The following is a 26,340-nucleotide window of genomic DNA, read 5'->3' on the forward strand; positions in this document are numbered from 1 at the left end:
AGCTGCTTTCTATTCTAGCCGTCAGAACGGTCTTTCAGCTTCCTCGGATTTACCTGTTTATGAAGATCAGGCATTTCGCCGAGATGCTGTGCAATTTGTTCCCACGATACAATTTTGAAATTTTGATTGACGGCTTGTCCGTTATCGATATTTTCGCCGTCCTGCGCCACAAAAATCCCGTATGGATATTTTGGGCCAAGTCCGAAACCGAGAACATCAATACCATCCGTGTCACTAGTACCGTCTATTTTCTCGCCATCTGTAATCTCAAAGTTGGCTACATAGCGATTTTTCCCCTGCCGTTCATACATTGCATAGCTGTTATTTCCTTGACTTGAAGCCATGAGATATCCTTTGCCATTTGGTGCATAATAGATTGTCAGTCCTTCAATATCAGCTGTCAAATGATCTCCTGTCGCACGGTCAACCACCTGCCCCTTTGATCCTCCGCCGGGCTCAGCGTTAAATTTCCAGATGGCCTCATCTTCCTCTGCTATGTATAGGTTTCCGTACTCATCATCCGCAACAAGGCCTTCGGTCTGAGAATTCAACTTAAATTCACGCACCTTTTTCCCTGTTACATAACCCTTTCCACCATCAACAATTTCATACTGCTCAAATTCCCCTTGTTTGCCTGTCACTAATGCGTAAAATGCTCCTGTTTTCTGGCTGTGATACAAGCTGAATCCATAAACCTCAGAAATATTGGTGGAAATAGGATGGTTCGGATCTGTAATGCTTTTCAATTTTCCTTTATCCCCGTCTATTGCATATACTTCAATTGTATTTTTTCCTTCGGACCGGTTGGATGCTGCAGCAATATCAATTTTTTCGCCGTTCAATGGAAAATCATAGCGCAAATCGACATTATTGAGCTTGCCAAACTCATAAGAATGAAGCTGTTTTCCGTCTAAATCATACACAACGAGCCCTGACTTCTTATTTGTTGTAATCAACTTGCTTTTTTCCGGGTGTTTTTCATGAACCCAAATGGCCGGGTCATCTGCTGCGTCATCGCCAGATGCGACCGGATCTGTCTCCGTGTGTGCAGTCACTTTGAAAAGATGTTCCTCATTCACATAATGAGCCGACACAGAGGTTGCTGTCAGGCTAAGCAATAAACCCGCGGCAGTGCTTAGCAGCATTGTTTTTGAAACCTTCATTTGGTACCCTCCTCTTTTATCACTATCACTACTATTGTAAAATATATACAGGTGATTACCGTGAGGAAAATGAACCTTTTTTTATAGGGTTTCTGACTCATAAACAACTTATTCCCCAAAGAGGTACGTGAGATGACTTTGCCAGATTTGCTTTTGCGGATCGAAATAAAAATATGTTGAAAATTTAGTACATTGTTTATTTAGTTTTGTTGTTCCCTAGTTACGTCCGTTTTTCCATTTTCTATTAAAAAAGAACACTTTGTGACATGATCATTCCCCTAAATTTTGTTTTATTGGTTGCTTTCATTAATTCGATTACAAAGTTGAACATATGATGCATGGTAGAGAAACGAGAGTTGGAGGATAAGCCATGCCTAAACAGCAAACAGCAGAACTAAAACCATTTTTCCATAACAAAACAGTTTTAGTCACTGGCGGAACGGGTTCAATCGGGAGTCAAATTGTCAAACGCCTTTTGATGCTTACACCTAAACAGGTGATTGTATTCAGCAAAGACGACAGTAAACAGTATGTCATGAGCCAAAAGTATGCGGAGGATAAGCGGCTATTATTTGTACTTGGAGATGTACGCGATCACAGAAGGGTGAATCAGGTGATGAAAGGCGTCGATATCGTCTTTCACGCGGCTGCGCTGAAACAGGTTCCGACATGTGAGGACCATCCATTTGAAGCGATCCAGACCAATCTCATCGGCGGACAAAATGTGGTGGAAGCTGCCCTTTCACACCGAGTGCAGCATGTCATTAATATCAGTACAGATAAAGCTGTATCTCCTGTGAACACAATGGGTGCCACCAAGCTGTTATCTGAAAAGCTGTTTCATCAAGCAAACCGCCACGTCCAAAACAAAGGAACCTTGTTTTGTTCGGTCCGCTTTGGAAATGTTCTCGGTTCCAGAGGTTCGGTCATCCCCATATTATTTGAACAGATGATGGAGGGTGAACCCCTGACCATCACAGACAAAAACATGACCAGATTTTTCATGTCAATAGACGATGCAGCTACATTGACATTACAATCGGCTGCTATTACAAAAGGCGGAGAAACCTTTATTTTCAAAATGGAATCACTGAAACTTGAAGAACTGATTCATGGGTTTGAAGAATATGCATCGCAGCACGGGCTCCCGCGGCCGGCTGCAGTAGAAGTGGGCAAGCGTCCAGGTGAAAAGCTTCACGAAGAATTAACATCTCCACATGAAATTGAATCACTGTATGAATGGGGCAACCTTTATGCGATCCTTCCAGAGCCGGAAAAACATCCTGACTTTCGCAAAGTTAATCTGCCTGGGTATCAATCAGATCAAGCCCCGCTCATTACGAAAGAAAGAATTGCACAGATTATTGAAGAATTGCATCAAGAGAAAAAGGCATAAAAACAAGCCTGTCTATCCATTAGGCAGGCCTGTTTTTAACAGTTTATTTATTAAAGAGATGCAGATAGCTTTCGTATCCTTCTTCTTTTAGCTTATGCTTCGGAACAAACCGCAGCGCTGCTGAATTTATGCAGTAACGAAGTCCGTTTGGACCAGGTCCGTCATTAAATACGTGGCCAAGATGAGAATCAGCAGTTCGGCTTCTTACTTCTGTGCGAATCATGCCGTGGCTCGTGTCCAGTTTTTCTTCCACTTCTTCTTCTTCAATCGGCTTTGTAAAGCTTGGCCAGCCGCAGTGGGAATCAAATTTATCTTTGGATGTAAACAATGGCTTGCCTGACACAATGTCTACATACAACCCTTCTTCCTTATGATCCCAATATTCATTTTGAAACGGCGGCTCCGTGCCGTTATTTTGCGTTACTTCATATTGCATGCGATTTAATGACTTTATTTTTTCTTCTTTATTGTACGCCATTTATTTAGCCCCCCAATGCTCGCTGATAAATCCCGCTCGTCCGGAACCTGTCCGGTAGCGCTGATAATGTGCTGGATTCTTTTTATAAAAATGCTGATGGTAGCCTTCCGCTTCATAGAAAGGTTCAGCTTTTAAAATGTCCGTTACAATCGGATCTTTAAAGATGCCGCTTTCCGCCAGACGTTGCTTGGAAGCTTCCGCAAGCTCCTTTTGTTTATCATTATGATAAAAAATGGCTGCGCGATAGGAACTGCCGCGATCAGCAAATTGCCCTCCGGCATCTGTCGGATCGATTTGCTGCCAAAATAATTCAAGCAGTTTTTCATAAGGGAATACATCAGGATGAAACGTGATTTGAACGGCTTCACGATGTCCCGTCGTTTCACTGCACACCTCTTCATACGTAGGGTTTTCAGTATGGCCGCCTGTATACCCGGACACCACTTTTTCAATTCCCGGCTGTTCGTCAAAAGGTTTAACCATACACCAAAAACAGCCTCCTGCAAATGTGGCGATTTCTTTTTTTTCAGACATACTGGTGCCTCCTTTGTTAATACGTGGTATTATTATATTATAGCATGTAAAAATAGAATGAAAATGATTCTGCTTTTCAATAAAATCTATAGGTTTTAAGCAATATGCTTATGTAATGGAGGTTCACAAATTTGAAAGTAAGAACACAGATGATGTACGATATGGAAACTTTACTCCGTAAAGTCTTTAAACAAATACGCAATGAAATCAATGAAATTTTAGATAAAGAGCTGTCGCGGAATGAATTCACCATTCTTCGGATCCTCAGTGAACAAGGGCCTAAAAAAGTCACTGAATTTGCGCCTATTTTAGAGGTATCGGCAAGCCACATTACGGCTGTGACCGATGCGCTGGTAGAAAAGGAATGGATTACGAGAATCAGATCGAAGGAAGACAGACGCATCATCCGCATTCATATCACTGAAGCGGGCGAAAAAGTCCTTCAGCACTTTAACGAGAAAAAAACGGAATATTTCTTTAAACGCTTTGACTGCTACACTGATGCTGAACTTGCCACGTTAATCGAGCTCTTCAGCAAACTTGATAAAAAACGGTGAAAAAAAGCACATACCGATATATAGGTATGTGCTTTTCGCAGTGCTTCACTTATTTTTCAGTAAACAGCTTCATTGCTTTCCAGCGGCCATATCTATAATACAAAAATGCCGCGCAGCTGCTAAATAAAAAACTCATTCCGATTCCAAGCCCGATTCCTTTTTGTCCAAGCCAAGCTGAAAATAGAGCTGTGAAAGGATACCTCAACACCCAAAACGAGATCAAATTTAATACCAGAACCTGCAGCATCGCTCCCGCGGCCCTGACGATTCCGTTCAGCACAAAATTAATCCCAATAAAAGGGTAGAAAAACGCGATCCACTTCAAATATTGTTCACCAAATGCGACCGCATCAGGCTCACTGATAAATAACCTTATGAGATATTTACCAAATACCCAAATCATAACCGCAATCACCAGCATGCAGGAAATAACAGCTATCACACCTAGCCTTGCAATTGTTCCCACTCTTTTTTCGTTTCCGATTCCCATATTTTGCCCTGCCATACTATTGACGGCCGTACCGGCAGCCATTGCTGGAAGCGTGATGATGCTATCAAGCCGCTGCACCGCGCCAAAGCCTGATACCACGTGATCCCCGTATGAGTTAACAACACTCATAATCGCCATCATACCGCCTGTAATCACCATCATCTGCAGACCTGCCGGAATCCCGAGTTTCAAAATCAGCGCGGACTCTTCCCACTTGGGCATTCTCGGAATCGAGAATGGCACAAGCTTGTGTTTGATGACATAAAACAACCCATACAAAAACGCAATGCCCTGTGACAAAATCGTTGAATAAGCCGCTCCCGCTATTCCCATGCGGAACACAGAAATAAAGAGCGGTGCAAGCACTGTATTCAGTACAACAGCAAACGCAATAAACCGGAGAGGTGTCTTGCTGTCGCCCAGCGCACGAAGCACAGTACTGATAAAGTTATAACCAAACAAAAATAAAATGCCGATAAATTGAATCTGTAAATACGTCTCAGCAAGCGGTATCATTGACTCCGGCGTTTTTAGAAGACGCAGCAAAAGCTCTGAGAGAAAAAAACCGGCCGCGCCGAATCCGATGCTTAGGCCTGTTAATAAAACAACAAAAGCGTTAATATACGACGCCATTCCTTTTATATCATCTTTTCCTTTTTGCTGAGATAAAATGGTTAACGTCGCATTGTTAAGGCCCAAAATAAAAGACAGCACGGTCAAAACAATCGTGCTTGATACCGCGGCTGCCCCAAGGGCCTTTGCCCCCAGTAAATTGCCGATCCACAAGCTGTCTATAAATTGAAAGGAAACCTGCAATGCGTTTCCGAGCATAATAGGCATTGAAAACAGTACAAGCTGTTTCAGCACATTCCCCTGTGTAAAATCGTATGCTTTCATCTTTTCTCCTTGTGTTCTCAAATTTTCTTCGGACCGCACGAAAAAAGAGACGTTGTTTCATGTCTCTTTTTTCATGACTTATCGGTTTTTTTTCGGTCTCGCATACCGAATGTAAACACCATCACACTTAGGAACAAGGCACAATAGGAAACATTCAAATACATTTGATCCATGTCTTCAGCAGCCAGATGATGATAAGCAAGCCAGCCGAAATACAGGGAAAATGTAAAGGATAATAAACTGAAATACTGGTAAATCCGTTTCATTTTCAGTCACCTCTATTGTTTAGGATGGTAATAGGAAAACTCAATTTCATCTTTTTCTAAATTTATCTTATCCGCTTTGACATACATTCCATTCGTTAAAGGCATTTCTGACAAACGCACTTCAATGCTTTTATCTCCGGGGTGAACATGGACAAATGACGGCAATTCATAAAAGCTGTCCATATAATTTAACACAAAGCTAATTGGTATACTCAATTTCCCTAACGAAAATTTCGTGACATTCAGCTCTACATCACCGTTTTTTTTCACGGTCGGCTCAAAAGCGATAAACGCATCAATAGACGTGGAAAATGCCTTGATTTTCCCTGCGACATGAACATCATCATCAATCTCTACTTTATAATCAAGCTTGTTTGATGCTTTGTCGTTTAAATATGAGTTAACAAACGCAGCTAATGATTCTTTTGTGCTTGTCACTTGAAATCCATACTCGCTCTCAGATGAATCCTTCACCTGAGCCTGTTCCCCCGGGAGCAAAACAAGTGCCACAAACCCGGCGGCGAGGATAAAATTGATTGCAAGCAATATAAAAAACAGTCGCTTCCACTTATTCATACTGTCACCCTACTCTTTCGGTAATCCTTCTTTTTTAATGGCTTGATAGACGCGCTTTGCGATAAGAGAATAACCCGTACCATTAGGATGAAAATCATCTTCCTCGGAAATTCGGCTGCTGTCACTTTTTTGATTGAACAAATCTTCGATATGAACGATTTTTGCATGTTTATCTTTTTTCAGCTCTTTTTCAGCAATATGGTTCCAATCCGTGACGACACCATTTATTTCATTTAGTTCTGATAACGTAAACGTAAACGGATTGTACATGCTAACATAAATCAGCTCAGCGTGATCATTCAGCTCGCGAATTTCAGAAATGATTTTTTCAAAGCGCTTTTCGTACGGTTTTTCCGCTTCCTGAAACGGTTCAACGGTTAATTGCAGAAAGTTTTGGCGAAGGATTTTCATCAAATCATTACCGCCAATTGTAAAAAAGACATAATCTGCGTCCTTTATGCCTTTTTGAACCTTTTTATCTTTTAGTTTTTCTAATAAATCATCCGAACGGTTCCCTTTTACGGCATAATTTTTCACGTCGACCGTTTTGACTTGTTTATCTGACCGGATAGAATCCGCCACCTTGCCGACATATCCCTTTCCGTCGGGATCTCCGACTCCTTCTGTCAGCGAATCTCCGACAGCCGCTATGACAATGTGTTCTTTTGTTTTCGTTTCATGGGCTTTTTGTTTTCCCTCAGATGATGTACGTATGCTCGTACACGCAGTAAGAAGCAAAATCAAACTGGCCATGATTGAAAAAATGCGCAGCTTCAATCTTGTTGCTCCTTCCCATTCTACTAGTGGAAAGTGTATCATGTTTTAGAAGATTTGCAAATGCCTAGTCTCTTAGCTTACTTGAGTGTAGTGGCTGACTTCACATCGGAAATGATATCATCGTACGGTGTATTCTCTACTCCATTGTAATCTTTCAGCACCTTACCGTCCGGACCTACCAAATAAAAAGAAGATTGATGAATCACTTGGTCCTCTCCCTCCGGCTTCTTTACGATCGCTTTAAAGCTCTTAAGTGCGAACTCCTCAATCTCACTCTGGCTGTATCCCGTGAGAAAATCCCAGTTATCAAAAGATAATGGATAATTTGCGGCAAATTTCTTCAGCTGTTTCGGCTTATCGTTTTCTGGGTCAACACTAAATGATATGATGCGGACATCTATATTTTCGGCTTTCAGTTTTTTTTGCAGATCGGTCATATGAGCGGTCATTGGCGGACATACAGTTTCACAATTGGTAAAAATAAAATCCGCCAGCCATACTTCTCCTTTTAAACTCTCTAAAGAAACGTTCTTGCCGTCTTGGTTTTGAAATGTAAAAGGCTCCACCTCGTAATTGAGCGGATTTTTAATCTGCTGTCCTCCGCATGCACACAAAAACAGAAAAATCAGCCCAGCCGTTAACCCGTTGATAACCTTCATGACATCCACCCTTTCCAGCCATCATAAAAACGCTTTCTAAAACCGTCCTTACTGTCCCATGTTTGTATTCGATACTGAGCAAAAAAAATCCTGCATGCCTCCCATTAACGATTACAAAGGAGGGCATGCAGGTAAAAAACGGCATGTTACGCGTTGTGCTTTAACACCTCTTGATGAAATACAGCCTGATAATCTGCCCACTTCATCCGGCGCTTCATATAATGTCGGAAAGAATACACTTTTGCCCTGCTGTTTGATGAAAACACTTCTTTTAAGTAGAATTGCAAATGGTGATGTAACATAAAGAAATAGTGCTCATCTTCCTTTAATACAGGTATTTCTGTCACTTTCACCTGAATCCCGTCACCGCGTTTGAACTCTAGGCTTTTGAGTAACAAGCTATCAATCCTCTTTTTTGTTTTTCTTCTATTATATATGATGCCAGCCGGGCTGTCTGTCATTTTGCGCGGTTGTGTAAAAAAATTAGATCAGCAAATGGAACAAGTCCTCATCCTTGTTCACCTCTACATAATGAAACGGTTTTTTGTTCATCCGTTCAATCAGCGGCCCATAATCGGCTTTGTTCTGCAGCTCGATGCCGACAAGAGCAGGTCCATTGCTTTTATTATTTTTCTTCGTATATTCAAATCTTGTAATGTCATCATTCGGCCCGAGGACTTCGTCAAGAAATTCGCGGAGCGCCCCCGCTCTTTGCGGAAAGTTGACGATAAAATAATGCTGAAGACCTTCAAAAATCAAGGAACGCTCCTTCATTTCCTGCATTCTTCCGATATCGTTATTGCCCCCGCTTACCACACACACCACGTTTTTCCCTTTAATTTCATCCTTGTACAAATCAAGCGCTGCGACAGAAAGAGCTCCAGCCGGTTCAGCAACAACCGCACATTCGTTATATAATTCAAGAATGGATGTACATACTTTTCCTTCAGGCACAAGGAGAATGTCATCAACGACAGTTTCCAGCGTCCGGAAGGTTTCCTCGCCAATTTTTTTAACAGCCGCACCATCTACAAACTTGTCAATTTTATCAAGTGTGACGACATGCCCAGCTTTGTTTGATTCAAAGTAGGATGCCGCTCCCGCCGGCTCAACAGCAATTACCTTTGTATCAGGAGACACGTTTTTCAAATATGTACCTACCCCAGAGAGAAGGCCGCCGCCTCCGACACTTGCAAAAAGAAAATGCGGTTCTGTATCAATGTCGTTTAAAATCTCGACTGCGAGCGTTCCCTGTCCGGCCATCACATCCGGATCATCGAACGGATGGATAAACGTCCGAGATTCCGCCTCACAGCATTCAGCAGCGCTTTTATACGCGTCGTCAAACGTATCGCCTGTCAAAATAATATCGATAAATCCTTTTCCGAATAGTTCAACTTGAGATACTTTTTGTCTCGGTGTAGTAGACGGCATAAAAATTTTCCCGTGAATGCCAAGATGTTTACACGAAAATGCCACACCTTGAGCGTGGTTTCCGGCACTTGCACACACAACTCCGTTCTCTGTCTGCTCGCTGGAAAGCTGTTTCATTTTATGATAAGCCCCTCTGAGCTTAAAAGATCTGACAACTTGCAAGTCTTCGCGTTTTAAATAGATATTGCATTCATATCTCTCAGAAAGTCTGTCATTCCTCTGCAAAGGTGTGTGAATGACAACGTCCTTTACGTTTTGGTGAGCCTTCAAAATGTCTTTCACTTGGATGAGAGAGTTTTCTTTAAGCAACGGTTTCATGTACAGATTCCTTTCTTGTTTTAAATCCCTATTTAATATGCCATTATAACATGAATATTCAAAAAATAAGACAATTATTTTTATTTAATAATTAAAAAAATACAGACTATGTCCACCACATCTTGTGGTAACTTCTGTTCAACCATTATCCTGCAGAGCCAAGAAAAAAGATGATCGTAAAATAAAGGGTGTTTTCAACCAAAAGGCATGATATAATGAAACCAATTAGAACCAAAAGGAGCCAATTGATGAATAGTGCACCAAAACTCAATACATTTCAACATCTAATCGGAGAACATCAAACTTTCCTGGAAGCGAAGCGAATCGCCAAGCAGTTCTCGTTATCGGAGCTTCCTGTCTTAATAACAGGAAAAATCGGAACAGGCAAAAATCACTTCGCACATGCCATACACTTGGAATCTTCGAGAAGCAATGAACCGTTTATAAGCGTCAATTGCAGCACCCATTCGGAAGAAACCCTTATTCATGAGCTTTTTGGCCCTAACGGAAACACAGGTGTTTTTCAAAAAGCGGTACGAGGAACCCTTTTTCTTGATGATGTATGGCGCATGCCTGCTTCTGTACAAGCTCAGCTGTTAAAAGCGCTTGATTCAGACACGGAGAAACCGCGAATGATCTGTGCTTCTGCAGACCGATCCGTGGAACATACATTCAGGCAAGACTTATTCTACAGACTGAACATTTTAACGCTCACACTGCCCGAATTATCGGAACGAAAAAGCGATATTCCGCTTTTGACACAGCATTTTCTCTCAAATTCCGGTCAGCAATTGTTAATCGATCCCTCCGTTTTTCCGGTTCTTGAGAAGCATGCATTTGAAGGCAATGTCAGGGAATTAAAAAACGCTGCAGATTATATGGCGGCAGTATCAAGCGGAGGAACGATCCAGCCATATGACCTGCCGCCATATATTAGAGGCGCGATAGACGGAAAAACGTCGAAGAAAAAAGCGAAGCTGCTGACTTTAATGGAAAAAGCTGAGTTTTTGTTTATTTTGGAAACAATAAAAGTATTGAACGAAAAAGGAGAACCTGCCAGCAGACGGATCATTTCTGAACACAGCAAAAATACCCAAACCTCGTTAACTCCTCAGCAGGTCAGAAGCCGTCTCGACTATTTGGAGAAAAAAGATTATGTCACCAAAAGCCGCGGACGCGCAGGCACAAAAATTACCTTTGAGGGCTTGAGCTTTATAGAGACGTTAAAAAATCAAATGATCTAGCGATCGAAAGGAGAATGTACTTGTTTACAATCAAAGAAGAGATCGCCAATGCGATTACACACGGCATCGGTGTCCTCTTATCCATCCCAGCATTAGTGTTTCTAATCATATTTGCGGCTAATTACGGGTCTGCATGGGACATTGTCAGCTTTACAATATTCGGTGTCTCTATGCTGCTGTTATATTTGAGCTCCACCCTGCTTCACAGCATCACACATAAAAAAACGAAGGACATTTTGGAGATTATTGATCATAGCGCAATTTACGTACTCATCGCCGGAACCTACACGCCTTTTTTGCTTGGGCCGCTGAAAGGCACACTCGGCTTTACCCTGTTGGTTATCGTATGGTCACTTGCCCTAGGCGGAATCGTTTTTAAAATTTTCTTTGTGAAACGGTTTATCCTATTGTCAACCTTCGTGTATTTAGTCATGGGGTGGCTGATGATTATTGCAGTTAAACCTTTATATGCTTCACTGAGCGGAGCGGGATTCAGCCTCCTTTTTCTCGGCGGCATTTTATACTCTGTCGGAACCATCTTTTACATTTGGAAAAAGATCCCCTTCCATCACGCCATTTGGCACAGCTTTGTATTGGGCGGGAGCGCTGCCATGTTTTTCTGCGTGCTCTTCTATTGTGTAAAGGTGCCTTTCCTTTCGTAACAGTAACAGAAAAGCGCAGTCTTCACGACTGCGCTTTTTTTATGCACGTAATTGTTTTTCATTGGCAGGTATATAAGCTTTTGAAAAGGACAATTCAATGTCTGCCGGTTTTAAGCGTTTAAAAAACGAGCCCTTTTGCATGTTATCTGTTCCTTTCGTTTCCACCATCACCAACGGAAGATGATAGCGGGCCGCAAGTTCTACAGGATCAATAGAACCATCTGGTGAAAGAATCAGGCTTTGTCCCTTTTCCAGCTGTTTTGTCACATCTTCATATACCTTTTCTGAATCCCCGTCTGAAATCACATCCATCCGATCCAGCCATTGCCCGATAAAAGGCAAGCGGAACACTTTTGGGTTAGCGATAAAGCCGGCCGGTTCCTCAATATATCCAGCAATTAAGGCCAGTTCAGCCAAACGCAAACGGGGATGCACATACAAAACAGGACCGTGTGGTATTGGCTCTGGCTGATGGATCGTCACAACTGAACCGGAGATGCCGATACAGCCTTCTAAAAACGCCTTTGGCTGTTCGTACACAAGAGCCATCTGTTTTTTGTATGACAGACGGGGATCGAGCATTGTTTGATTAAATAATTGTTTCATATTTTTTAACAGCATATACACAATATAAACCACTAGAAGGCTGTAGCGAACCAATTAAAATCCTCCCGCTTTAGAAGAATTCTTTTTTTCATACATTAGAAATTCGTAATCATACGGGTTTTTTTCGTCTTTGGTCCCCTGCTCAGAAGAAACCAGCTTCCAATTGGATTCATCAAATTCAGGAAAGTGACGGTCACCCTCAAACTCGTGATGAATTTTCGTCATATACAGTCTGTCCGCATAAGGGAACAGGTCCGTATAGAGCTGAGCCCCTCCGATCACAAAGCATTCTTCAGGGCCTGAACAAATGTCCAGTACATCCTTTAATGAACTGACAACCGTGCATCCCGGAAATTCTGAATCCGGCGCTGAGGTAACGACAATATTTTTCCGATTTGGAAGCGGACGTCCGATCGATTCAAATGTTTTCCGGCCCATAATGATTGAATGGCCCGATGTTATTTTCTTAAAGTATGCAAGATCATTGGGCAAATGCCACGGCAAATCATTGTCTTTGCCGATAAGCCTGTTGGCATCCATCGCAAAAATGAATGAAATCATACGCTGACCGCCCCTTTTATATGAGGATGCGGATCATAATCCTCGATGATAAAGTCCTCAAATGCAAAGTTAAAAATAGAATCAACCTTTCTGGCGAAACGAAGCTGCGGAAGCGGTCTAACATCTCTTTCCAGCTGCAAATTGACTTGTTCAATATGATTTTGATAAATATGAACATCACCAAACGTATGGATGAACTCGCCCGGTTCAAGCCCAGTCACATGAGCAATCATCATGGTTAGGAGGGCATAAGATGCAATATTAAACGGCACACCTAAGAAAACATCGGCAGAGCGCTGATACAGCTGACAGGACAGCTTGCCGTCAGACACATAGAATTGGAACAGGCAATGGCACGGCGGCAACGCCATTTTATCAATTTCACCAACATTCCAGGCGCTGACGATTAAGCGTCTGGAGTTCGGATTTGTCTTAATATCTTCAATAAGACGGGAAATTTGATCAATGGTTTCTCCATCAGCTCCCCGCCAAGAACGCCATTGGGAGCCATATACAGGTCCAAGTTCACCGTTTTCATCAGCCCACTCATTCCAGATTCGCACTCCGTTTTCCTGCAAATAGCGTACATTCGTATCTCCTTTTAAGAACCACAGCAGTTCATGCGCAATTGATTTAAAGTGGAGTTTTTTAGTGGTGAGCATCGGAAAGCCTTCCCGTAAATTAAATCTCATTTGATATCCGAAAGTGCTGATTGTTCCGGTCCCTGTCCGGTCTCCCTTTTTCTCACCATGCTCTAAAACATGTCTGCATAAATCCTTATACTGTTTCATTTTTTTCATCCTTTAAAAGTAGTCTTCTAGTAGTGTAACACAATAAAAAATCATTTCTGAACCCAGAAATGATTTTTTTATAGTCAGCTGACGACAGGCTTTTCATCCTGTTCTTTTTCTTCATCTTGCAGATCCTGATGCGTATGTGCAATTCTGCTCGCCGCTGCTGCAGCAAGAGCTGCCACAATATCATCCAAAAAGGTGTGAATACCGTCTGGACTTTCATCAAGTTCCTTAATAATTCCAATCTTCTCTTTATCCAAATAACCGAAATTGGTCAAACCGATCGACCCGTACACATTAACGATTGAAAGCGGGATAATTTCATCTATGCCGTAAAGCGGTTCATCTGTTTCAACAAGGTGCTGCAGCGGTTCGGGGAGAAGCTTCTGTTCTGCAAGCTGATCGAGTGCAAGGCCTGTCAAAACAGCATGAATAATTTCACGTTTGTTCAGGACTCTTTCTACATTCTCCATGCAAACACTGAGCGGCAGATTTGGATTGTATTTTTCCTGAAGTTTTTGAACAATCCGTGCAATATCTTCTATCATAACGCCCCGTTTGTTCAGCATATCCTTTGTTATATCGACCATTTCATTCATTGTGTACTTTTTCATGTCTAATGGCATCTCCTTTAGGCACTCATCCAGTTGGGAGGCGTGTTGCGGTCCCAATAAATGCTCCCAAGCTCATGATGTGATTGAAATCCATCTTCTGCTGTATGATAATGAAAATTAAACCAGTAGCCGTCATGAGGCGGGTGGTCTCTTCGCACATGGAATCTGAGAAGATCTTCTCCAGTTGTCCGATTATAAACGTTGAAAATTTTTTCCGTTTTGCCCGCTGAAGGCATGCTTGAGATCACAACATCTTGGTACGCCTCATCATCTTGCAATGTCGCTAAATAATCACTAATCACATTTTCGATTTTTGGCAGGATCTCTTTCCGATAGTCATCCTCAATGACAGGAGCGATTCTGCTGCCGAATTTTAAAAAGGACTGATCCTCAGCGCTGTCAAGGAGCTGTTCCTTGTACGATTGAAAAAGCAGTTCAGGATCTCGCCTGTCATCCGACTCATCATCGTACAGGTCATGCTCATCATAAAAAGCGGTGTAATCATTCTGCTCAAGACTGCTCGGCTGTCCGGAAGGCTTGTCCGCCATAAGGGCAGCCGGAGGAGATACGAGCCCGAACGTTACAATGGTAAATAAAACCACAAGGGTCTTTCTCATCCACAATTTCATGACTGCTTATTCCTCTCTATTTTATTGTCATGTTTCTCTTATTTTAGCACATCCAAAACATGCAAGTCATGTACTATATGAAACTGATATGCAAATTAGGAGATTCGTTGCTATGCACTTTGTGTAAAAACGCTTACAATATTTCATGAAAGGAGGCTTTCCGCATGATTGACGCTCTGTTTGCCACAGTTTCACTCTTAACATTATTATACTTTGTCGTCATGGAGGTCACCGATTAACAGAAAGCCCGTGATATGAATCACGGGCTTGTTTGAATGACGCCATAATGGAACAGTGCTGTTTTTCTTTTCATGACGTTAAAACCAAACTGTTCAAACCGCGGGCTTTTCCAGTGGTCTTTTAGCACAACGCTTTTTCTGGCGACTCGTACCGCTTCATTGATACATCCTTCGTGCAAAACTGAATCCTCTGCCAAATCACGTAAAGGCGCGATGCCGTCAGAGGTTTCTACAGGTTCATGAAACATTGGATCGAAATAAACCACATCAACAGAGTTGTCAGGAAGCTGCTTGATGTGTTCAAAGCAATCACCATTCTTCACCTGGATTCTTCTCATCGCAGCTTGAAGCTCTTCTATACCCGTTTCCCATGAATGCAGCCCCGTCCTCACTAAAACAGACACAAGATGGTTTTTTTCAATCCCAACAACAGAACCCGTTTCGCCTACTGCCATACTTGCGATAATGGCATCTGACCCCAGCCCGAGTGTGCAATCTAAAAACGTATCCCCTTCAGATAAGCCGGCAGCCCGAAGCATAGGCTCTTGCTCTCCCTGTAAGAAGCGTTTGGCTCTAAACATCGCTGTATTCGGATGAAAAAAGAATTTGGCACCTTGTTTCGTATACAGCTCAAACCGCTCTTTGCCGACCACAAGCAAATCGCGTTCAGCTGACTTCAGCAGGTGTTCAACCGTTTGTTTATTCCGGCCGCAGTATGGCATATTTAGCTCTTTAGAAAGCTGCTTTGCGGTTTTTATGGTGTGTTCAGACGGTCTATAGCTTGTTGTTATCATCTTCTGTACTCCCAAAAAGAAAATGCCCGGAGAACGGGCATTTAGCAGTGCGCATCGAAGGCAGCAGTCAGATTTTTCATGATTTCTTCCATATCGTGTCCTTCAATTTCATGACGCGGAATAAAATGTACGACTTCTTTGCCTTTCAAAAGAGCCATTGATGGTGAAGAAGGCTCCTGGCCAGTAAAATACTCACGCATTTTCGCAGTAGCTTCTTTATCTTGGCCCGCAAATACAGTCACCGTATTGTCAGGTGTTTTGTCATTCTGGAGGACTGCCTGTGTAGCCGCAGGACGCGCAAGGCCTGCCGCGCAGCCGCATACAGAGTTAACGACTACAAGAGTTGTGCCCTCTGCCTTTTCCATAAAGTTTTCTACTTCTTCCGCTGTTGTTAACTCTTCAAAACCTGCTCCAGTCAGCTCGCGGCGCATCGGTACGACAAGCTGGCGCATGTATTCTTCATAAGCCATTGACATAAAAAAAGCCCCCTCTAGTATCCTTCATCTGAAGTAAAGGATACTATAGAGAGGGCCGGATTTCAAATGTTCACGCCTTAAAATAAAAGAAAGTGTCCCCAGCTATCTAGATTTTCATAATACCGCCGGTGTTGGCACTTGTCACAAGTTTAGAATAACGTGCCAGGTAGCCGGTTTTCACTTTCGGTTCAAAACCTTTCCAGTTCGCTTTTCGTTTTTCCCACTCTTCTTCTGGCACTTGTACATCCAAGATGCGTTTTTCAATATCAACGATAATATGGTCTCCGTTTTCAACAAAGGCAAGCGGCCCGCCCTCAGCGGCCTCAGGTGATACGTGGCCGATTGAGAGGCCACGGGAGGCTCCGGAAAAACGTCCGTCCGTAATCAATGCCACTTTTGGCCCGAGTCCCATTCCAACGATTTGGGATGTTGGCGCCAGCATTTCCGGCATGCCAGGTCCGCCTTTTGGCCCTTCGTATCTGATGATGACAACGTCGCCTTCTTTTACTTTTCGGTTGATAATGCCGTCAAGCGCCTCGTCCTGAGAATCGAATACGACAGCCGGCCCTTCGTGTCTTGTAATCCCATTCTGTACGCCGCCTGTTTTAATGATAGCGCCGTCCGGAGCTAGATTACCGAATAAAACAGCAAGGCCTCCCTTTTCAGTGAATGGTTGATCCAGCGGGTGAATGACGTCATAATCCTTTACTTCATGTCCGGCAATGGTTTCTCCAAGAGTTTTTCCTGTAACAGTCAGCGCGTCTAAATGAAGCGCTCCTTCTTTCTTGGAAAGCTCATTCAGAGCCGCTGACACGCCGCCCGCTTCATGAAGATCTTCAATAAACACATCCGATGCAGGCGCCAGCTTGGCCAAGTGCGGCACGCGCTCAGCGACTTCGTTAATGCGTTCTAAAGAGTATTCAACGCCGGCTTCGTTTGCAAGGGCAAGGGTATGAAGAACGGTATTTGTAGAACCTCCGAGCGCCATATCGAGTGCAAACGCGTTATCAATCGCTTTTACTGTAACGATATCACGCGGTTTGATATCTTTGCGAATCGTTTCCATTAATTGCGCAGCCGATTTTCTCACAAACTCTTTGCGTTCCGGAGATGTCGCCAGAATGGTTCCATTACCCGGCAAAGCAAGACCAAGTGCTTCTGACAGACAGTTCATTGAGTTCGCCGTAAACATGCCTGAGCAAGACCCGCACGTTGGGCATCCGAACTGCTCTAGTTCTTGAAGCTCGTTTTCGTTGATTTTCCCTGCTTGGTAGGCGCCTACCCCTTCGAATACTGAGGAAAGAGAGATTTTTCGCCCGTCACTTGTTCTTCCTGCCGCCATCGGTCCGCCGCTGACAAAAATCGTCGGAATGTTGATGCGCATTGCCGCCATAAGCATTCCCGGTGTGATTTTGTCGCAGTTCGGAATACAGACCATTCCGTCAAACCAGTGTGCGGATACAACCGTTTCCACAGAGTCTGCGATAATTTCACGGCTTGGCAGCGAATATCTCATACCGATATGCCCCATTGCGATGCCATCATCTACCCCAATGGTATTAAATTCAAACGGCACGCCCCCTGCTTCTCTGATTGCTTCTTTTACGATTTTCCCAAACTCCTGCAAGTGAACATGACCGGGAACGATATCAATGTATGAATTACACACCGCAATAAACGGCTTGCCGAAATCCTCTTCTTTTACTCCTGCTGCACGAAGCAAACTGCGGTGCGGAGCTCTATCGATTCCTTGTGTGATCATATTACTGCGTAATTCTGCCATGGTGATCCTCCTAAATTCTTTCAATTGTTTGATTGGATTTTATTTTGACAATTTTCAGTTTATTTATGAGCTGTTTTTGCAAATAAGATAAATTCAGGCCGCCCTCACCTTGTTTTGTTCTTTCGTGTTTTTATATTTATATAGCTTTCTTTCGATTTGAACCCTCCAACTATTAATATTGTTACTTACTATAAATAGTTTTCGGATATTTTTCAACAATATTCGAAATAATTTTTATAAAAAGTGAATTCACATAAAAAAGGTGCATGATCTGCACCTTTTTTATTTCTATTCGCCTTTTTTTCTGCTTTCCGTCATTTGTTTCCAAACAGAACCTTTTGCTTCTTCTCCATGCTCAATACGTTCAAGCGCCATTTTGACTTGAAGGCTGACCTCAAATTCGGGGTCATCTTCGGCAGCGCGCAAAGCTTCAATTGCACTTTCATCGCCGACTTCGTACAGGAACATGGCCGCACGCCAGCGAACAAGCTTGCTGGAGTCGCTTAACGACTTGATCATAGCAGGAATGGCTTGAGGATCGCCGATATCAGACAGGCAGTCTCCGGCCGTTCTTCTGACTGATACAGCTTTGTCCTCAAGTGCTTTATACAATAGAGGAAGAACATCAGGTGTTTCAATCATTCCTAAGTACACAACAGCCTGTCTTCTGATGGACACCTTTGGATCATCCAATGCCTTCTGTAAAACCGGGATATCCTCTTCTTTCGGATCCATCTGTTCCAAGTGTGCATAACGCTTTTTCCAGTCCTCATCATCCAGCATGTCAAGCGTTACTTTATACGCTTTGCGCTGTACAGCTTGTTTTGCTTCGCCCTTTCCTTGAGCGGCTGCTTCAGTCAGTCGTTTCAGCCGTTCATCACTGTATGCCGCCTGAAGCTCTTCTGTCACGTCATGGCCGATTTCATCAAAGTCACCGAATCTGACACCTTGTTCTTTCCAAGCCCGCTCAAACACAACATTGGAAGCTTCAGATCTAAGTTTTAAGATCGCCTGCTGAAAGCGTTCAGGTAAGCCGAAGCGTTCTTCCCGCTCTCCATCGGTTAATTTAACTTGCATAGGAATGCCGCTGAACATCTGCACAAAAACTTTTACCTCTCCAAAAGATTCTTGATCAGAACGATTTTCTTCTCCGCTTTCAGCACTTTCCATCCCAAATGCAGTGCGGACTTGCGGTAAAATGTCTTTCCAGTCGTATCTTGCATTCCGTTCAACAGCAAGAAAATCTGCGACGTGATAGACCCCTTTAACTCCATCTATTTTAAGGATTTCCGCTATAACAGGCGGTGCGCCTTCTGCTTGCTCAGGTTTATAGTTATTGCTTTTGCCCGCCGGAAGCTCTTCCGTTAAGATGACTTTCATTGTATTCGGGCTTGGTGTAGGTTCAATTGATTTTATCTTCATGATCGTCCTCCTATAGCATATCTGTGACTTATTCTATCATAGTCGCTCCAAGCCTTCTATTACGACGTTTTGGCATCAATCCCGGGTATGTCTTTTTCTAATTGGCGGACAAACTGAAGCATAAAATAGTGTCTTTCTTCTGCCAGTTCCCGTGCAGTGTCTGTATTCATCATATCTTTCAGCCGCAGCAGCTTATGAAAAAAATGAGCGTAGGCGCTTTGATCATCTCCATAAAGGCTATGCCCGTTTGCGCCCGCAAACATGAAAGCTCTCGCAATGCCGACAGCACCAATCGCATCAAGTCTGTCAGCATCCTGTACGGCTTTTCCCTCAATTGAGAGCGGCTCCTTCGCCAGCTTTTCCCTGTCTCGAAAGGACATCCTTGTTATAATATGAATCACTCTGTCAGCATTCTCTTTTCCTACTCCGAAAAAAACGAGCTGGTCATATACTTCGTTCACAGAAAGCCTGACCGTGTCAGGCAGCTTCACATCAATTAAATCATGAACCAAAGCCGCCATTTCAACAATGAACAAATCCGCTTTTTCCTTTTCTCCAATATACGCTGCAAGATCTGCTACTCTTGATACATGATACCAATCATGTCCAGAGCTTTCGTCAGTCAGGATAGATTGAACCCATGTCCTGATTTGCTCTGCCTGCTTCAATTCCTTCACAAAAACACCCTCTTTTTATTGCTCTAATAGCTTCACGATATCGTCTTCCAGCTCTTTCGGATTTGTATTTGGTGAATAACGGCCAACGATTTCTCCATTTCTATCCACTATAAATTTCGTGAAATTCCACTTGATCGCCTTAGTTCCCAGCACCCCTTTCGCATGTTCTGTCAAATACACAAACAGCGGGTGGGCGTTTTTCCCGTTTACATCCACTTTTGAAAACATAGGAAATGTAACACCGTAATTTGTTTCACAAAATTCCTGTATGTCAGCCTCTTCACCAGGCTCTTGGTTCATGAATTGATTGCAGGGGAACCCTAAGATCTCCAGCCCCTCCTGCTGATATGTATCATATAATTCCTGCAGCTGCTTCAATTGGGAAGTAAAACCGCACTTACTTGCTGTATTCACGATCATCAGTACCTTTCCCGCGAAAGGCTGAAGTGTCATGTCTTTCCCTGTGATTGTACGTACCTTCATATGATAAATAGACATGTAAGTCCCTCCTATGTCCCTGGTGCTGATTATTTTACCTTTTTTAAATCGCAATTCAAAATGTAAACATCAATTAAGAACTCATAAGAAACCTAACGATATAAGCGTCCGTTCATTATCAATTCATATGGCTCGTTTTTTATCTTATCATTCTATAAAACATTACAATTCCCTCTGACATCTTTGAAAATCATTTTACTGTGAAACCAAAAGGCGTGTCAGTGCGTTTTATTTAAAGAGTTTTCTGTTGTTTCCCCCTCAACACGTATAGATAGATTGAAAATTGGCGTGAAAATTCCTATAATGAAGAAAATTAAACGGGGAAATAATGGAGGTGGCACGTTGCCTATTAATATACCAACACACCTGCCGGCAAAACAGGTGCTTGAAAGTGAACATATATTTGTAATGGATGAAAGCAGAGCATTTCATCAGGATATCCGGCCGCAAAAAATTATTATATTAAATTTGATGCCGAAAAAAATCCAAACAGAGACTCAGCTTCTCAGATTGCTTGGAAATTCGCCTTTACAGGTTCATTTCACATTTTTAATCCCAAGCACACACACGCCGAAAAATACTGCGAGAGAACACCTTGACGAATTTTACACGACTTTTTCCAATATCCGTCACAAGAGGTTTGACGGCATGATTATCACCGGTGCGCCGATCGAGCATTTGGCGTTTGAAGAGGTTTCATATTGGGAAGAGCTCAAGGAAATCATGGAGTGGAGCAAAACAAATGTCACTTCAACCTTGCATATTTGCTGGGGTGCTCAAGCAGGTTTGTACTACCATTACGGTGTGGAAAAAATTCAAATGCCGAAAAAAATCTTCGGTGTGTTCGAACATACCGTTCTTTCAAAACACGAAAGATTGGTAAGAGGTTTTGACGAGCTATACTACGTGCCGCATTCCCGGCATACAGATATAAATATGGAACAGCTTCAAGCAGTGCCCGAGTTAAACATTCTTACCGCATCAAAGGAAGCCGGGGTTTGCTTAATTGTGTCCAAAGACGAAAAACAAGTCTTTTTGACAGGGCACCCTGAATATGATACAAATACGCTTCTTCAAGAGTATGAAAGAGATTTGGAACGAAACCTTTCTACTGTCGAGGCGCCTAAACATTATTTTGCAAAAGGCAGCAACGAGCCAGTGAATCGCTGGAAAGCGCATGCCACATTATTGTTTATGAATTGGCTGAATTATTACGTTTACCAAGAAACTCCTTATGAATGGGACTAATTTTTCTTTTTTTAGTGATACGCTGAGCAAAAAATATGATAAAATACATCTGATTCAGTCTGCGTATAACAAAAATTTAAAATACTGGAATCCAAATCATTTAAAATTAGCTTAACTTTTTCACTGCATTAATAATTCGATTATGTATTTGTGTTATGTTTATGTATAGACAATAACTCCTTACGATGCATGAAGCTTGCTTGTTGTTGATTACATTGAGGTGAATTTACTTGAATACCAATAAAAGAGTATTAATTTTGACTGCAAATTACGGAAATGGACATGTGCAGGTAGCCAAAACACTATATGAACAATGTGTACGGCTCGGCTTTCAGCATGTAACAGTTTCTAATTTGTACCAAGAGTCAAATCCGATTGTTTCAGAGGTAACTCAATACCTTTATTTAAAAAGCTTCTCAATCGGGAAACAGTTTTATCGTTTGTTTTATTACGGAGTTGACAAAATCTATAATAAACGTAAATTCAATATTTACTTTAAAATGGGTAATAAAAGATTGGGCGAACTTGTCGATGAACATCAGCCCGATATTATTATTAATACATTTCCGATGATCGTCGTGCCTGAATACAGACGCCGAACTGGAAGAGTCATTCCTACCTTCAACGTTATGACTGATTTTTGTCTTCATAAAATTTGGGTTCACGAAAACGTGGATAAATATTATGTGGCGACAGATTACGTGAAGGAAAAACTGCTGGAGATCGGCACTCATCCAAGCAACGTAAAAATCACGGGAATTCCAATCAGGCCGCAATTTGAAGAATCCATGCCGGTTGGCCCGATATATAAAAAGTACAATCTTTCACCAAACAAAAAAGTGCTTCTGATCATGGCAGGTGCTCACGGTGTATTAAAGAACGTAAAAGAGCTGTGCGAAAACCTTGTCAAAGATGACCAAGTGCAAGTGGTTGTCGTGTGCGGGAAAAATACGGCTTTAAAAGAATCTTTGAGTGCGCTTGAGGCGGAAAATGGTGACAAATTAAAAGTTCTGGGCTATGTGGAGCGCATTGATGAGCTATTCCGAATCACAGATTGCATGATTACCAAGCCCGGCGGCATTACTTTGACAGAAGCCACAGCCATTGGAGTGCCTGTCATTCTGTACAAACCCGTGCCTGGCCAGGAAAAAGAAAATGCAAACTTCTTTGAAGACCGCGGAGCTGCCATCGTTGTGAACCGTCATGAAGAGATTCTCGAGTCAGTCACTTCCCTTCTTGCAGATGAAGATACCTTGCATCGCATGAAGAAAAACATTAAGGACCTTCATTTAGCAAACTCCTCTGAAGTGATTTTAGAGGATATCCTGAAGGAATCAGAAATGATGACTGCCAAACAAAAAGCCAAAGCACTATCTTAATGGCGTACTTGAGAGCATACGAAAATCGTGTGCTCTTTTTATTTATATTCAGCCATTAATAAAAGCGGTTACATTTTTTTATGAAACTTACCCTTCTTTTGAAAAATAAGCCGTTTCGAAACTTGACGGGTGCTCCCAGATGGTGTATAGTTGAACCATCATTTAACAATGAATCAAAGTTAGATGATGACAAAATTTTTTTTAGCACATGAGTGCTACAGTACTAGGAGGAATTAAGCAATATGCAAAACGGTAAAGTAAAATGGTTCAACAACGAAAAAGGATTCGGCTTCATTGAAGTTGAAGGCGGAGACGATGTATTTGTTCACTTCACAGCTATCGAAGGAGATGGATACAAATCATTAGAAGAAGGACAAGAAGTTTCTTTTGAAATTGTCGAAGGTAATCGTGGACCTCAAGCTTCTAATGTTGTAAAACTCTAAACTCAATACATGATGATGAGATGACAAATAGAGGAGAGGCATTCGCCTCTCCTATTTGATTTTCATCTGGATTTCAATCGCCAAAATGTTTTGTTTACACCTCTGTTCAATCTCTTCAACATACTTTTCCATTGACGGTTTTCCTTTTTTCGCGATATCCGCCAGTTCTTCTAAATCACTGTATATTTCTATAAATGTTTTGTGAAGGATCAACTTCAAGTCTTTATCATCCATAGCTGCGTTCCCCTTCTCTATCAAGATACCTAAAATAGTAAAACAGTCCTATTTATTCTGGTTCAATAGTTATATCGGCTTATTTTTATTTTCTTTTCTATTTTGGTACATAAATTTCAAAAAAACTCTGCAAAATAATGGCGGAGGTGTTTTTTGTGACTTCAGAATTTCATAATGAGGATCAGACTGGCTTTACGGATAAGCGGCGGCTGGAACTAGCGGTGGAAACAGCGCAGAAAACAACAGGAGCTGCGACGAGAGGCCAAAGCAAAACATTAGTCGACTCTGCATACCAAGCCATTGAGGATGCTAGAGAACTGTCACAATCTGAAGAGCTGGCAGCTCTCGATGATCCTGAATTTGTAAAGCAGCAACAGCAGCTGCTAGATGACAGCGAGCATCAGCTGGATGAATTCAAAGAATAAAAACCGCAGCTTCTGCGGTTTTTATTTTTAGTGATTGGTTAAGACATCTCCGTATCGTTTCAACTTTTCACCAACCGTACATTTATTGATACAAAATGAATGCGCATAAGTTTTGCCAAATTCTTTGCGAAACTGCTTCTTAATAAAACAGTCCTTGCAATATTCATCGTGCAGTTCTGTCAGTTCTTTAAAGATCATTTTCTTATCCAATATCGTCATCTCCGTTACGGTCTAATTTCGTGTGGCTTTCTACGAATTGATGGGATAGAATTTTTTTAGCGAGGCCGTCAGCTTCCTGATTGTCTTTTCGTTGTATTGTTTCGTAGGTTGGAGTAAGCTTCAGCGATTCAAGGAGTGCTTCTATTTTGTCCAGCCATTCATTATGAGATGGATCATAACAAGGCCAGCTGCCGTCAAGCTGATTCAGCACAACAAGCGAGTCCCCTTTGATTGTAATTGAATTTCTGCTTGCCCCAAGCTCTCTTACTTCTCTTATTGCTTCATAAAGCGCTGCGTATTCAGCTTCATTATTGGTTTTCAGCCGGAAGCTTTTATTTTTTCTCAAGCGATGCCGGGTTCCTCCCAATGAATAATAGATGACGATCCCGAGACCGGCCAATTCGCTCTCCTTATCGAAACTGCCGTCAAAATAAACAGTAATGTCATCAGGCTCTTGAGCAAGCTCCTCTGTCAGCTTTTCCAAATCCTTCAGCGTCCAGCTGCCGCCTTTCTCGTCTTCGAACTCTAGCTCCTTCATGGATGGAAAACGGCCAAGTTCTCTGGCAAGCATACGTGCCTGCTGTGCTGTCAGCCAGTCTTCGCTAAAAAATGAGACGGATCCCGTTCCTTTTGCTTCTATTTTCAAATGCGGTCTGAGCTTCATTACAATCACCTTACCATTCATTAGTTGCCGGGCTTATGCTATAATCAAACCAATCTTACCCCGGAAAGGAAGCTTTTTCATCTTGTTTAATAATTCGTTTTGGATCTTTTTTGCGATCATTCATTTTATCATTGTTCTTTTATTTTATAAAGGATTTGGCAAAATGGGACTGTTTGTTTGGATCGGTTTTGCGACAGTCTGCGCCAACCTCCAAGTCGTCAAAACAGTCGAACTGTTTGGCTTAACAGCGACACTCGGGAATGTGATGTATGGCACAATCTTTTTTGCGACAGATGTGCTGAATGAAAAATACGGACCAGCTGAAGCCAGAAAAGCGGTATGGCTCGGATTCTCAACGCTCCTGACGCTGACTTTTGTCATGCAGGGCGTGCTGCTTTTCGAACCGGCTTCCAGCGACATATCACAAACAGCGCTGGAAACGATCTTCGGATTCCTTCCGCGAGTTGCGTTAGGAAGTCTGCTTGCCTTTATCTTCAGCCAAACGCTGGATGTTTATGTATATTCGGCAATTAGAAGGATATTTCCTTCTGATCGGCTTTTATGGCTCAGAAACGGCGGCAGTACAGCAGTCAGCCAGCTGTTTGATACATTCATATTCACTGCAGTCGCCTTTCTCGGCATTTATCCGGCAGGCGTGTGGCTTCATATTTTTATTTCTACATATTTGATTAAGTTTGCGGTATCTTTGATTTCATTGCCTTATGCTTATGCAGCCAAAAAAATGATACCTAAAGATGAAAGGAGTTCATAATGCCTACAGAAATATACGTAGACGGCGCAAGCGCTGGTAATCCCGGACCTTCCGGTATCGGCATTTTTATCAAACATGAGGGAACAGCAGAATCCTTCTCTATTCCAATCGGAGTGCATACAAACCAGGAAGCGGAATTTCTTGCATTAATTGAAGGGATGAAGCTATGTGCAACGCGCGGGTATCAATCAGTTTCCTTTCGAACCGATTCAGATATTGTGGAACGCGCCACTGAGCTTGAAATGGTTAAAAATATAACGTTTCAACCGTTTGTAGAAGAGATCATCCGATTAAAAGCGGCATTCCCTCTTTTTTTCATCAAATGGATACCGGGCAAGCAAAACCAAAAAGCCGATCTTCTGGCAAAAGAAGCGATTCGGCTGAATGAAAAGAATTAAATCTTGATCATTGG

General features: G+C 42.3%; 35 protein-coding genes. 11 read left to right on the forward strand and 24 right to left on the reverse strand.

The window, feature by feature from the left end:
• Positions 1–14: 14 nt before the first annotated feature.
• On the reverse strand, positions 15–1,163 hold the full coding sequence (locus MKX71_RS10715) for a phytase (protein WP_128480799.1): 1,149 nt from the start codon (positions 1,161–1,163) through the stop codon (positions 15–17).
• A 370-nt stretch (positions 1,164–1,533) separates the two neighbouring features.
• Between MKX71_RS10715 and MKX71_RS10720 the strand changes: the two genes are divergently transcribed.
• Positions 1,534–2,559, forward strand: a complete 1,026-nt coding sequence (locus tag MKX71_RS10720) for a nucleoside-diphosphate sugar epimerase/dehydratase (protein ID WP_003230816.1) — start codon at positions 1,534–1,536, stop codon at positions 2,557–2,559.
• 43 nt (positions 2,560–2,602) lie between these two features.
• Here MKX71_RS10720 and msrB read toward each other — a convergent pair whose 3' ends face one another.
• Together msrB and msrA are read right to left on the reverse strand one after the other, a co-directional pair.
• Positions 2,603–3,037 carry a peptide-methionine (R)-S-oxide reductase MsrB gene (gene msrB / locus MKX71_RS10725; RefSeq protein ID WP_014480061.1) on the reverse strand — a complete coding sequence of 145 codons (435 nt, stop codon included), beginning with the start codon at positions 3,035–3,037 and terminating at the stop codon, positions 2,603–2,605.
• The gene (gene msrA / locus MKX71_RS10730) at positions 3,038–3,571 is read right to left on the reverse strand and encodes a peptide-methionine (S)-S-oxide reductase MsrA (protein ID WP_003230812.1); all 534 of its coding nucleotides are present in this window, start codon (positions 3,569–3,571) and stop codon (positions 3,038–3,040) included.
• 131 nt (positions 3,572–3,702) lie between these two features.
• Between msrA and MKX71_RS10735 the strand changes: the two genes are divergently transcribed.
• Positions 3,703–4,128, forward strand: a complete 426-nt coding sequence (locus tag MKX71_RS10735) for a MarR family transcriptional regulator (RefSeq protein ID WP_004398634.1) — start codon at positions 3,703–3,705, stop codon at positions 4,126–4,128.
• A 49-nt stretch (positions 4,129–4,177) separates the two neighbouring features.
• Here the strand turns inward: MKX71_RS10735 and MKX71_RS10740 are convergent, their stop codons facing one another.
• The 7 genes from MKX71_RS10740 to ilvA all read right to left on the reverse strand — a co-directional run bounded on the left by MKX71_RS10740 (position 4,178) and on the right by ilvA (position 9,545).
• A complete protein-coding gene (locus tag MKX71_RS10740; protein WP_038429191.1) occupies positions 4,178–5,515 on the reverse strand; it encodes an MATE family efflux transporter in 1,338 nt (445 codons plus the stop codon).
• A gap of 71 nt (positions 5,516–5,586) precedes the next feature.
• Entirely contained in the window at positions 5,587–5,781 is a 195-nt protein-coding gene (gene ypmT / locus MKX71_RS10745) for a protein YpmT (protein WP_003230808.1), read from the reverse strand.
• Between the two features lie 12 nt (positions 5,782–5,793).
• Entirely contained in the window at positions 5,794–6,357 is a 564-nt protein-coding gene (locus MKX71_RS10750; protein ID WP_015251867.1) for a YpmS family protein, read from the reverse strand.
• A 9-nt stretch (positions 6,358–6,366) separates the two neighbouring features.
• Positions 6,367–7,134 carry an SGNH/GDSL hydrolase family protein gene (locus MKX71_RS10755; protein WP_003245956.1) on the reverse strand — a complete coding sequence of 256 codons (768 nt, stop codon included), beginning with the start codon at positions 7,132–7,134 and terminating at the stop codon, positions 6,367–6,369.
• Positions 7,135–7,211: 77 nt separating this feature from the next.
• Complete coding sequence (gene scuA / locus MKX71_RS10760) at positions 7,212–7,793, reverse strand: cytochrome c oxidase assembly accessory protein ScuA (RefSeq protein ID WP_326237227.1); 582 nt, start codon at positions 7,791–7,793, stop codon at positions 7,212–7,214.
• 146 nt (positions 7,794–7,939) lie between these two features.
• Positions 7,940–8,191, reverse strand: coding sequence for a DUF2535 family protein (locus tag MKX71_RS10765; RefSeq protein WP_004399020.1), 252 nt, complete (start codon positions 8,189–8,191; stop codon positions 7,940–7,942).
• 85 nt (positions 8,192–8,276) lie between these two features.
• Positions 8,277–9,545 (reverse strand): threonine ammonia-lyase IlvA, encoded by a 1,269-nt coding sequence (gene ilvA / locus MKX71_RS10770; RefSeq protein ID WP_014480067.1) that lies wholly within the window; start codon positions 9,543–9,545, stop codon positions 8,277–8,279.
• Positions 9,546–9,793: 248 nt separating this feature from the next.
• Between ilvA and MKX71_RS10775 the strand changes: the two genes are divergently transcribed.
• A complete protein-coding gene (locus MKX71_RS10775; protein ID WP_033884735.1) occupies positions 9,794–10,789 on the forward strand; it encodes a sigma-54-dependent transcriptional regulator in 996 nt (331 codons plus the stop codon).
• A gap of 20 nt (positions 10,790–10,809) precedes the next feature.
• Complete coding sequence (locus MKX71_RS10780; protein WP_004398522.1) at positions 10,810–11,451, forward strand: hemolysin III family protein; 642 nt, start codon at positions 10,810–10,812, stop codon at positions 11,449–11,451.
• 39 nt (positions 11,452–11,490) lie between these two features.
• Here the strand turns inward: MKX71_RS10780 and MKX71_RS10785 are convergent, their stop codons facing one another.
• The 11 genes from MKX71_RS10785 to MKX71_RS10835 form a co-directional block, all read right to left on the reverse strand.
• Positions 11,491–12,111, reverse strand: a complete 621-nt coding sequence (locus MKX71_RS10785) for a 1-acyl-sn-glycerol-3-phosphate acyltransferase (protein WP_339231026.1) — start codon at positions 12,109–12,111, stop codon at positions 11,491–11,493.
• The gene (dfrA, locus tag MKX71_RS10790; RefSeq protein ID WP_088326321.1) at positions 12,112–12,618 is read right to left on the reverse strand and encodes a dihydrofolate reductase DfrA; all 507 of its coding nucleotides are present in this window, start codon (positions 12,616–12,618) and stop codon (positions 12,112–12,114) included.
• Positions 12,615–13,409 (reverse strand): thymidylate synthase, encoded by a 795-nt coding sequence (locus MKX71_RS10795; RefSeq protein WP_024572096.1) that lies wholly within the window; start codon positions 13,407–13,409, stop codon positions 12,615–12,617. The genes dfrA and MKX71_RS10795 overlap by 4 nt, the downstream gene beginning before the upstream one ends.
• An 83-nt stretch (positions 13,410–13,492) precedes the next feature.
• Entirely contained in the window at positions 13,493–14,026 is a 534-nt protein-coding gene (locus MKX71_RS10800; RefSeq protein WP_087961595.1) for a phosphatidylglycerophosphatase A, read from the reverse strand.
• 17 nt (positions 14,027–14,043) lie between these two features.
• Complete coding sequence (locus MKX71_RS10805; RefSeq protein ID WP_009967559.1) at positions 14,044–14,655, reverse strand: YpjP family protein; 612 nt, start codon at positions 14,653–14,655, stop codon at positions 14,044–14,046.
• A 259-nt stretch (positions 14,656–14,914) separates the two neighbouring features.
• Positions 14,915–15,688 carry a class I SAM-dependent methyltransferase gene (locus MKX71_RS10810; RefSeq protein WP_042976327.1) on the reverse strand — a complete coding sequence of 258 codons (774 nt, stop codon included), beginning with the start codon at positions 15,686–15,688 and terminating at the stop codon, positions 14,915–14,917.
• 41 nt (positions 15,689–15,729) lie between these two features.
• Positions 15,730–16,164: a bacilliredoxin BrxA gene (gene brxA, locus MKX71_RS10815; protein WP_003230794.1), complete on the reverse strand. Its 435-nt coding sequence runs from the start codon at positions 16,162–16,164 to the stop codon at positions 15,730–15,732.
• Between the two features lie 106 nt (positions 16,165–16,270).
• On the reverse strand, positions 16,271–17,947 hold the full coding sequence (gene ilvD / locus MKX71_RS10820) for a dihydroxy-acid dehydratase (RefSeq protein WP_009967560.1): 1,677 nt from the start codon (positions 17,945–17,947) through the stop codon (positions 16,271–16,273).
• A gap of 288 nt (positions 17,948–18,235) precedes the next feature.
• Complete coding sequence (locus tag MKX71_RS10825) at positions 18,236–19,369, reverse strand: conserved virulence factor C family protein (RefSeq protein ID WP_032722021.1); 1,134 nt, start codon at positions 19,367–19,369, stop codon at positions 18,236–18,238.
• Positions 19,370–19,428: 59 nt separating this feature from the next.
• Positions 19,429–20,046, reverse strand: coding sequence for an Mn(2+)-dependent (deoxy)ribonucleoside pyrophosphohydrolase (hdhQ, locus tag MKX71_RS10830; RefSeq protein ID WP_339231029.1), 618 nt, complete (start codon positions 20,044–20,046; stop codon positions 19,429–19,431).
• A 15-nt stretch (positions 20,047–20,061) separates the two neighbouring features.
• Positions 20,062–20,544 (reverse strand): glutathione peroxidase, encoded by a 483-nt coding sequence (locus MKX71_RS10835; protein WP_339231032.1) that lies wholly within the window; start codon positions 20,542–20,544, stop codon positions 20,062–20,064.
• 342 nt (positions 20,545–20,886) lie between these two features.
• Between MKX71_RS10835 and metA the strand changes: the two genes are divergently transcribed.
• The 4 genes from metA (at position 20,887) to cspD (ending at position 23,614) form a co-directional block, all read left to right on the forward strand.
• Entirely contained in the window at positions 20,887–21,792 is a 906-nt protein-coding gene (gene metA, locus MKX71_RS10840) for a homoserine O-succinyltransferase (RefSeq protein WP_004398721.1), read from the forward strand.
• 230 nt (positions 21,793–22,022) lie between these two features.
• Positions 22,023–23,171 carry a diglucosyl diacylglycerol synthase gene (locus tag MKX71_RS10845; RefSeq protein WP_015483359.1) on the forward strand — a complete coding sequence of 383 codons (1,149 nt, stop codon included), beginning with the start codon at positions 22,023–22,025 and terminating at the stop codon, positions 23,169–23,171.
• 80 nt (positions 23,172–23,251) lie between these two features.
• Entirely contained in the window at positions 23,252–23,383 is a 132-nt protein-coding gene (locus tag MKX71_RS10850; RefSeq protein WP_125121253.1) for a hypothetical protein, read from the forward strand.
• A gap of 30 nt (positions 23,384–23,413) precedes the next feature.
• Entirely contained in the window at positions 23,414–23,614 is a 201-nt protein-coding gene (gene cspD / locus MKX71_RS10855; RefSeq protein WP_003230776.1) for a cold-shock protein CspD, read from the forward strand.
• A gap of 51 nt (positions 23,615–23,665) precedes the next feature.
• Here cspD and degR read toward each other — a convergent pair whose 3' ends face one another.
• The gene (degR, locus tag MKX71_RS10860) at positions 23,666–23,848 is read right to left on the reverse strand and encodes a transcriptional regulator DegR (RefSeq protein WP_003230774.1); all 183 of its coding nucleotides are present in this window, start codon (positions 23,846–23,848) and stop codon (positions 23,666–23,668) included.
• Between the two features lie 155 nt (positions 23,849–24,003).
• On the opposite strand from degR, the gene MKX71_RS10865 reads away from it, so the two are divergent.
• Entirely contained in the window at positions 24,004–24,273 is a 270-nt protein-coding gene (locus MKX71_RS10865; protein WP_015251856.1) for a DUF2564 family protein, read from the forward strand.
• 27 nt (positions 24,274–24,300) lie between these two features.
• Here MKX71_RS10865 and MKX71_RS10870 read toward each other — a convergent pair whose 3' ends face one another.
• Both MKX71_RS10870 and MKX71_RS10875 read right to left on the reverse strand, forming a co-directional pair.
• Positions 24,301–24,483, reverse strand: a complete 183-nt coding sequence (locus tag MKX71_RS10870) for a zinc-finger domain-containing protein (protein ID WP_339231036.1) — start codon at positions 24,481–24,483, stop codon at positions 24,301–24,303.
• A complete protein-coding gene (locus MKX71_RS10875; RefSeq protein ID WP_212060678.1) occupies positions 24,476–25,156 on the reverse strand; it encodes a ribonuclease H family protein in 681 nt (226 codons plus the stop codon). Before MKX71_RS10875 ends, MKX71_RS10870 begins: the two co-directional genes overlap by 8 nt.
• 82 nt (positions 25,157–25,238) lie before the next feature.
• On the opposite strand from MKX71_RS10875, the gene MKX71_RS10880 reads away from it, so the two are divergent.
• Together MKX71_RS10880 and MKX71_RS10885 are read left to right on the forward strand one after the other, a co-directional pair.
• Positions 25,239–25,928: a queuosine precursor transporter gene (locus MKX71_RS10880; protein ID WP_014477139.1), complete on the forward strand. Its 690-nt coding sequence runs from the start codon at positions 25,239–25,241 to the stop codon at positions 25,926–25,928.
• Complete coding sequence (locus tag MKX71_RS10885) at positions 25,928–26,326, forward strand: reverse transcriptase-like protein (RefSeq protein WP_336154343.1); 399 nt, start codon at positions 25,928–25,930, stop codon at positions 26,324–26,326. Before MKX71_RS10880 ends, MKX71_RS10885 begins: the two co-directional genes overlap by 1 nt.
• Positions 26,327–26,340 lie beyond the last annotated feature (14 nt).

It is taken from the genome of Bacillus sp. FSL M8-0071 (genome assembly GCF_037975455.1).
Taxonomy (GTDB): domain Bacteria; phylum Bacillota; class Bacilli; order Bacillales; family Bacillaceae; genus Bacillus; species Bacillus subtilis.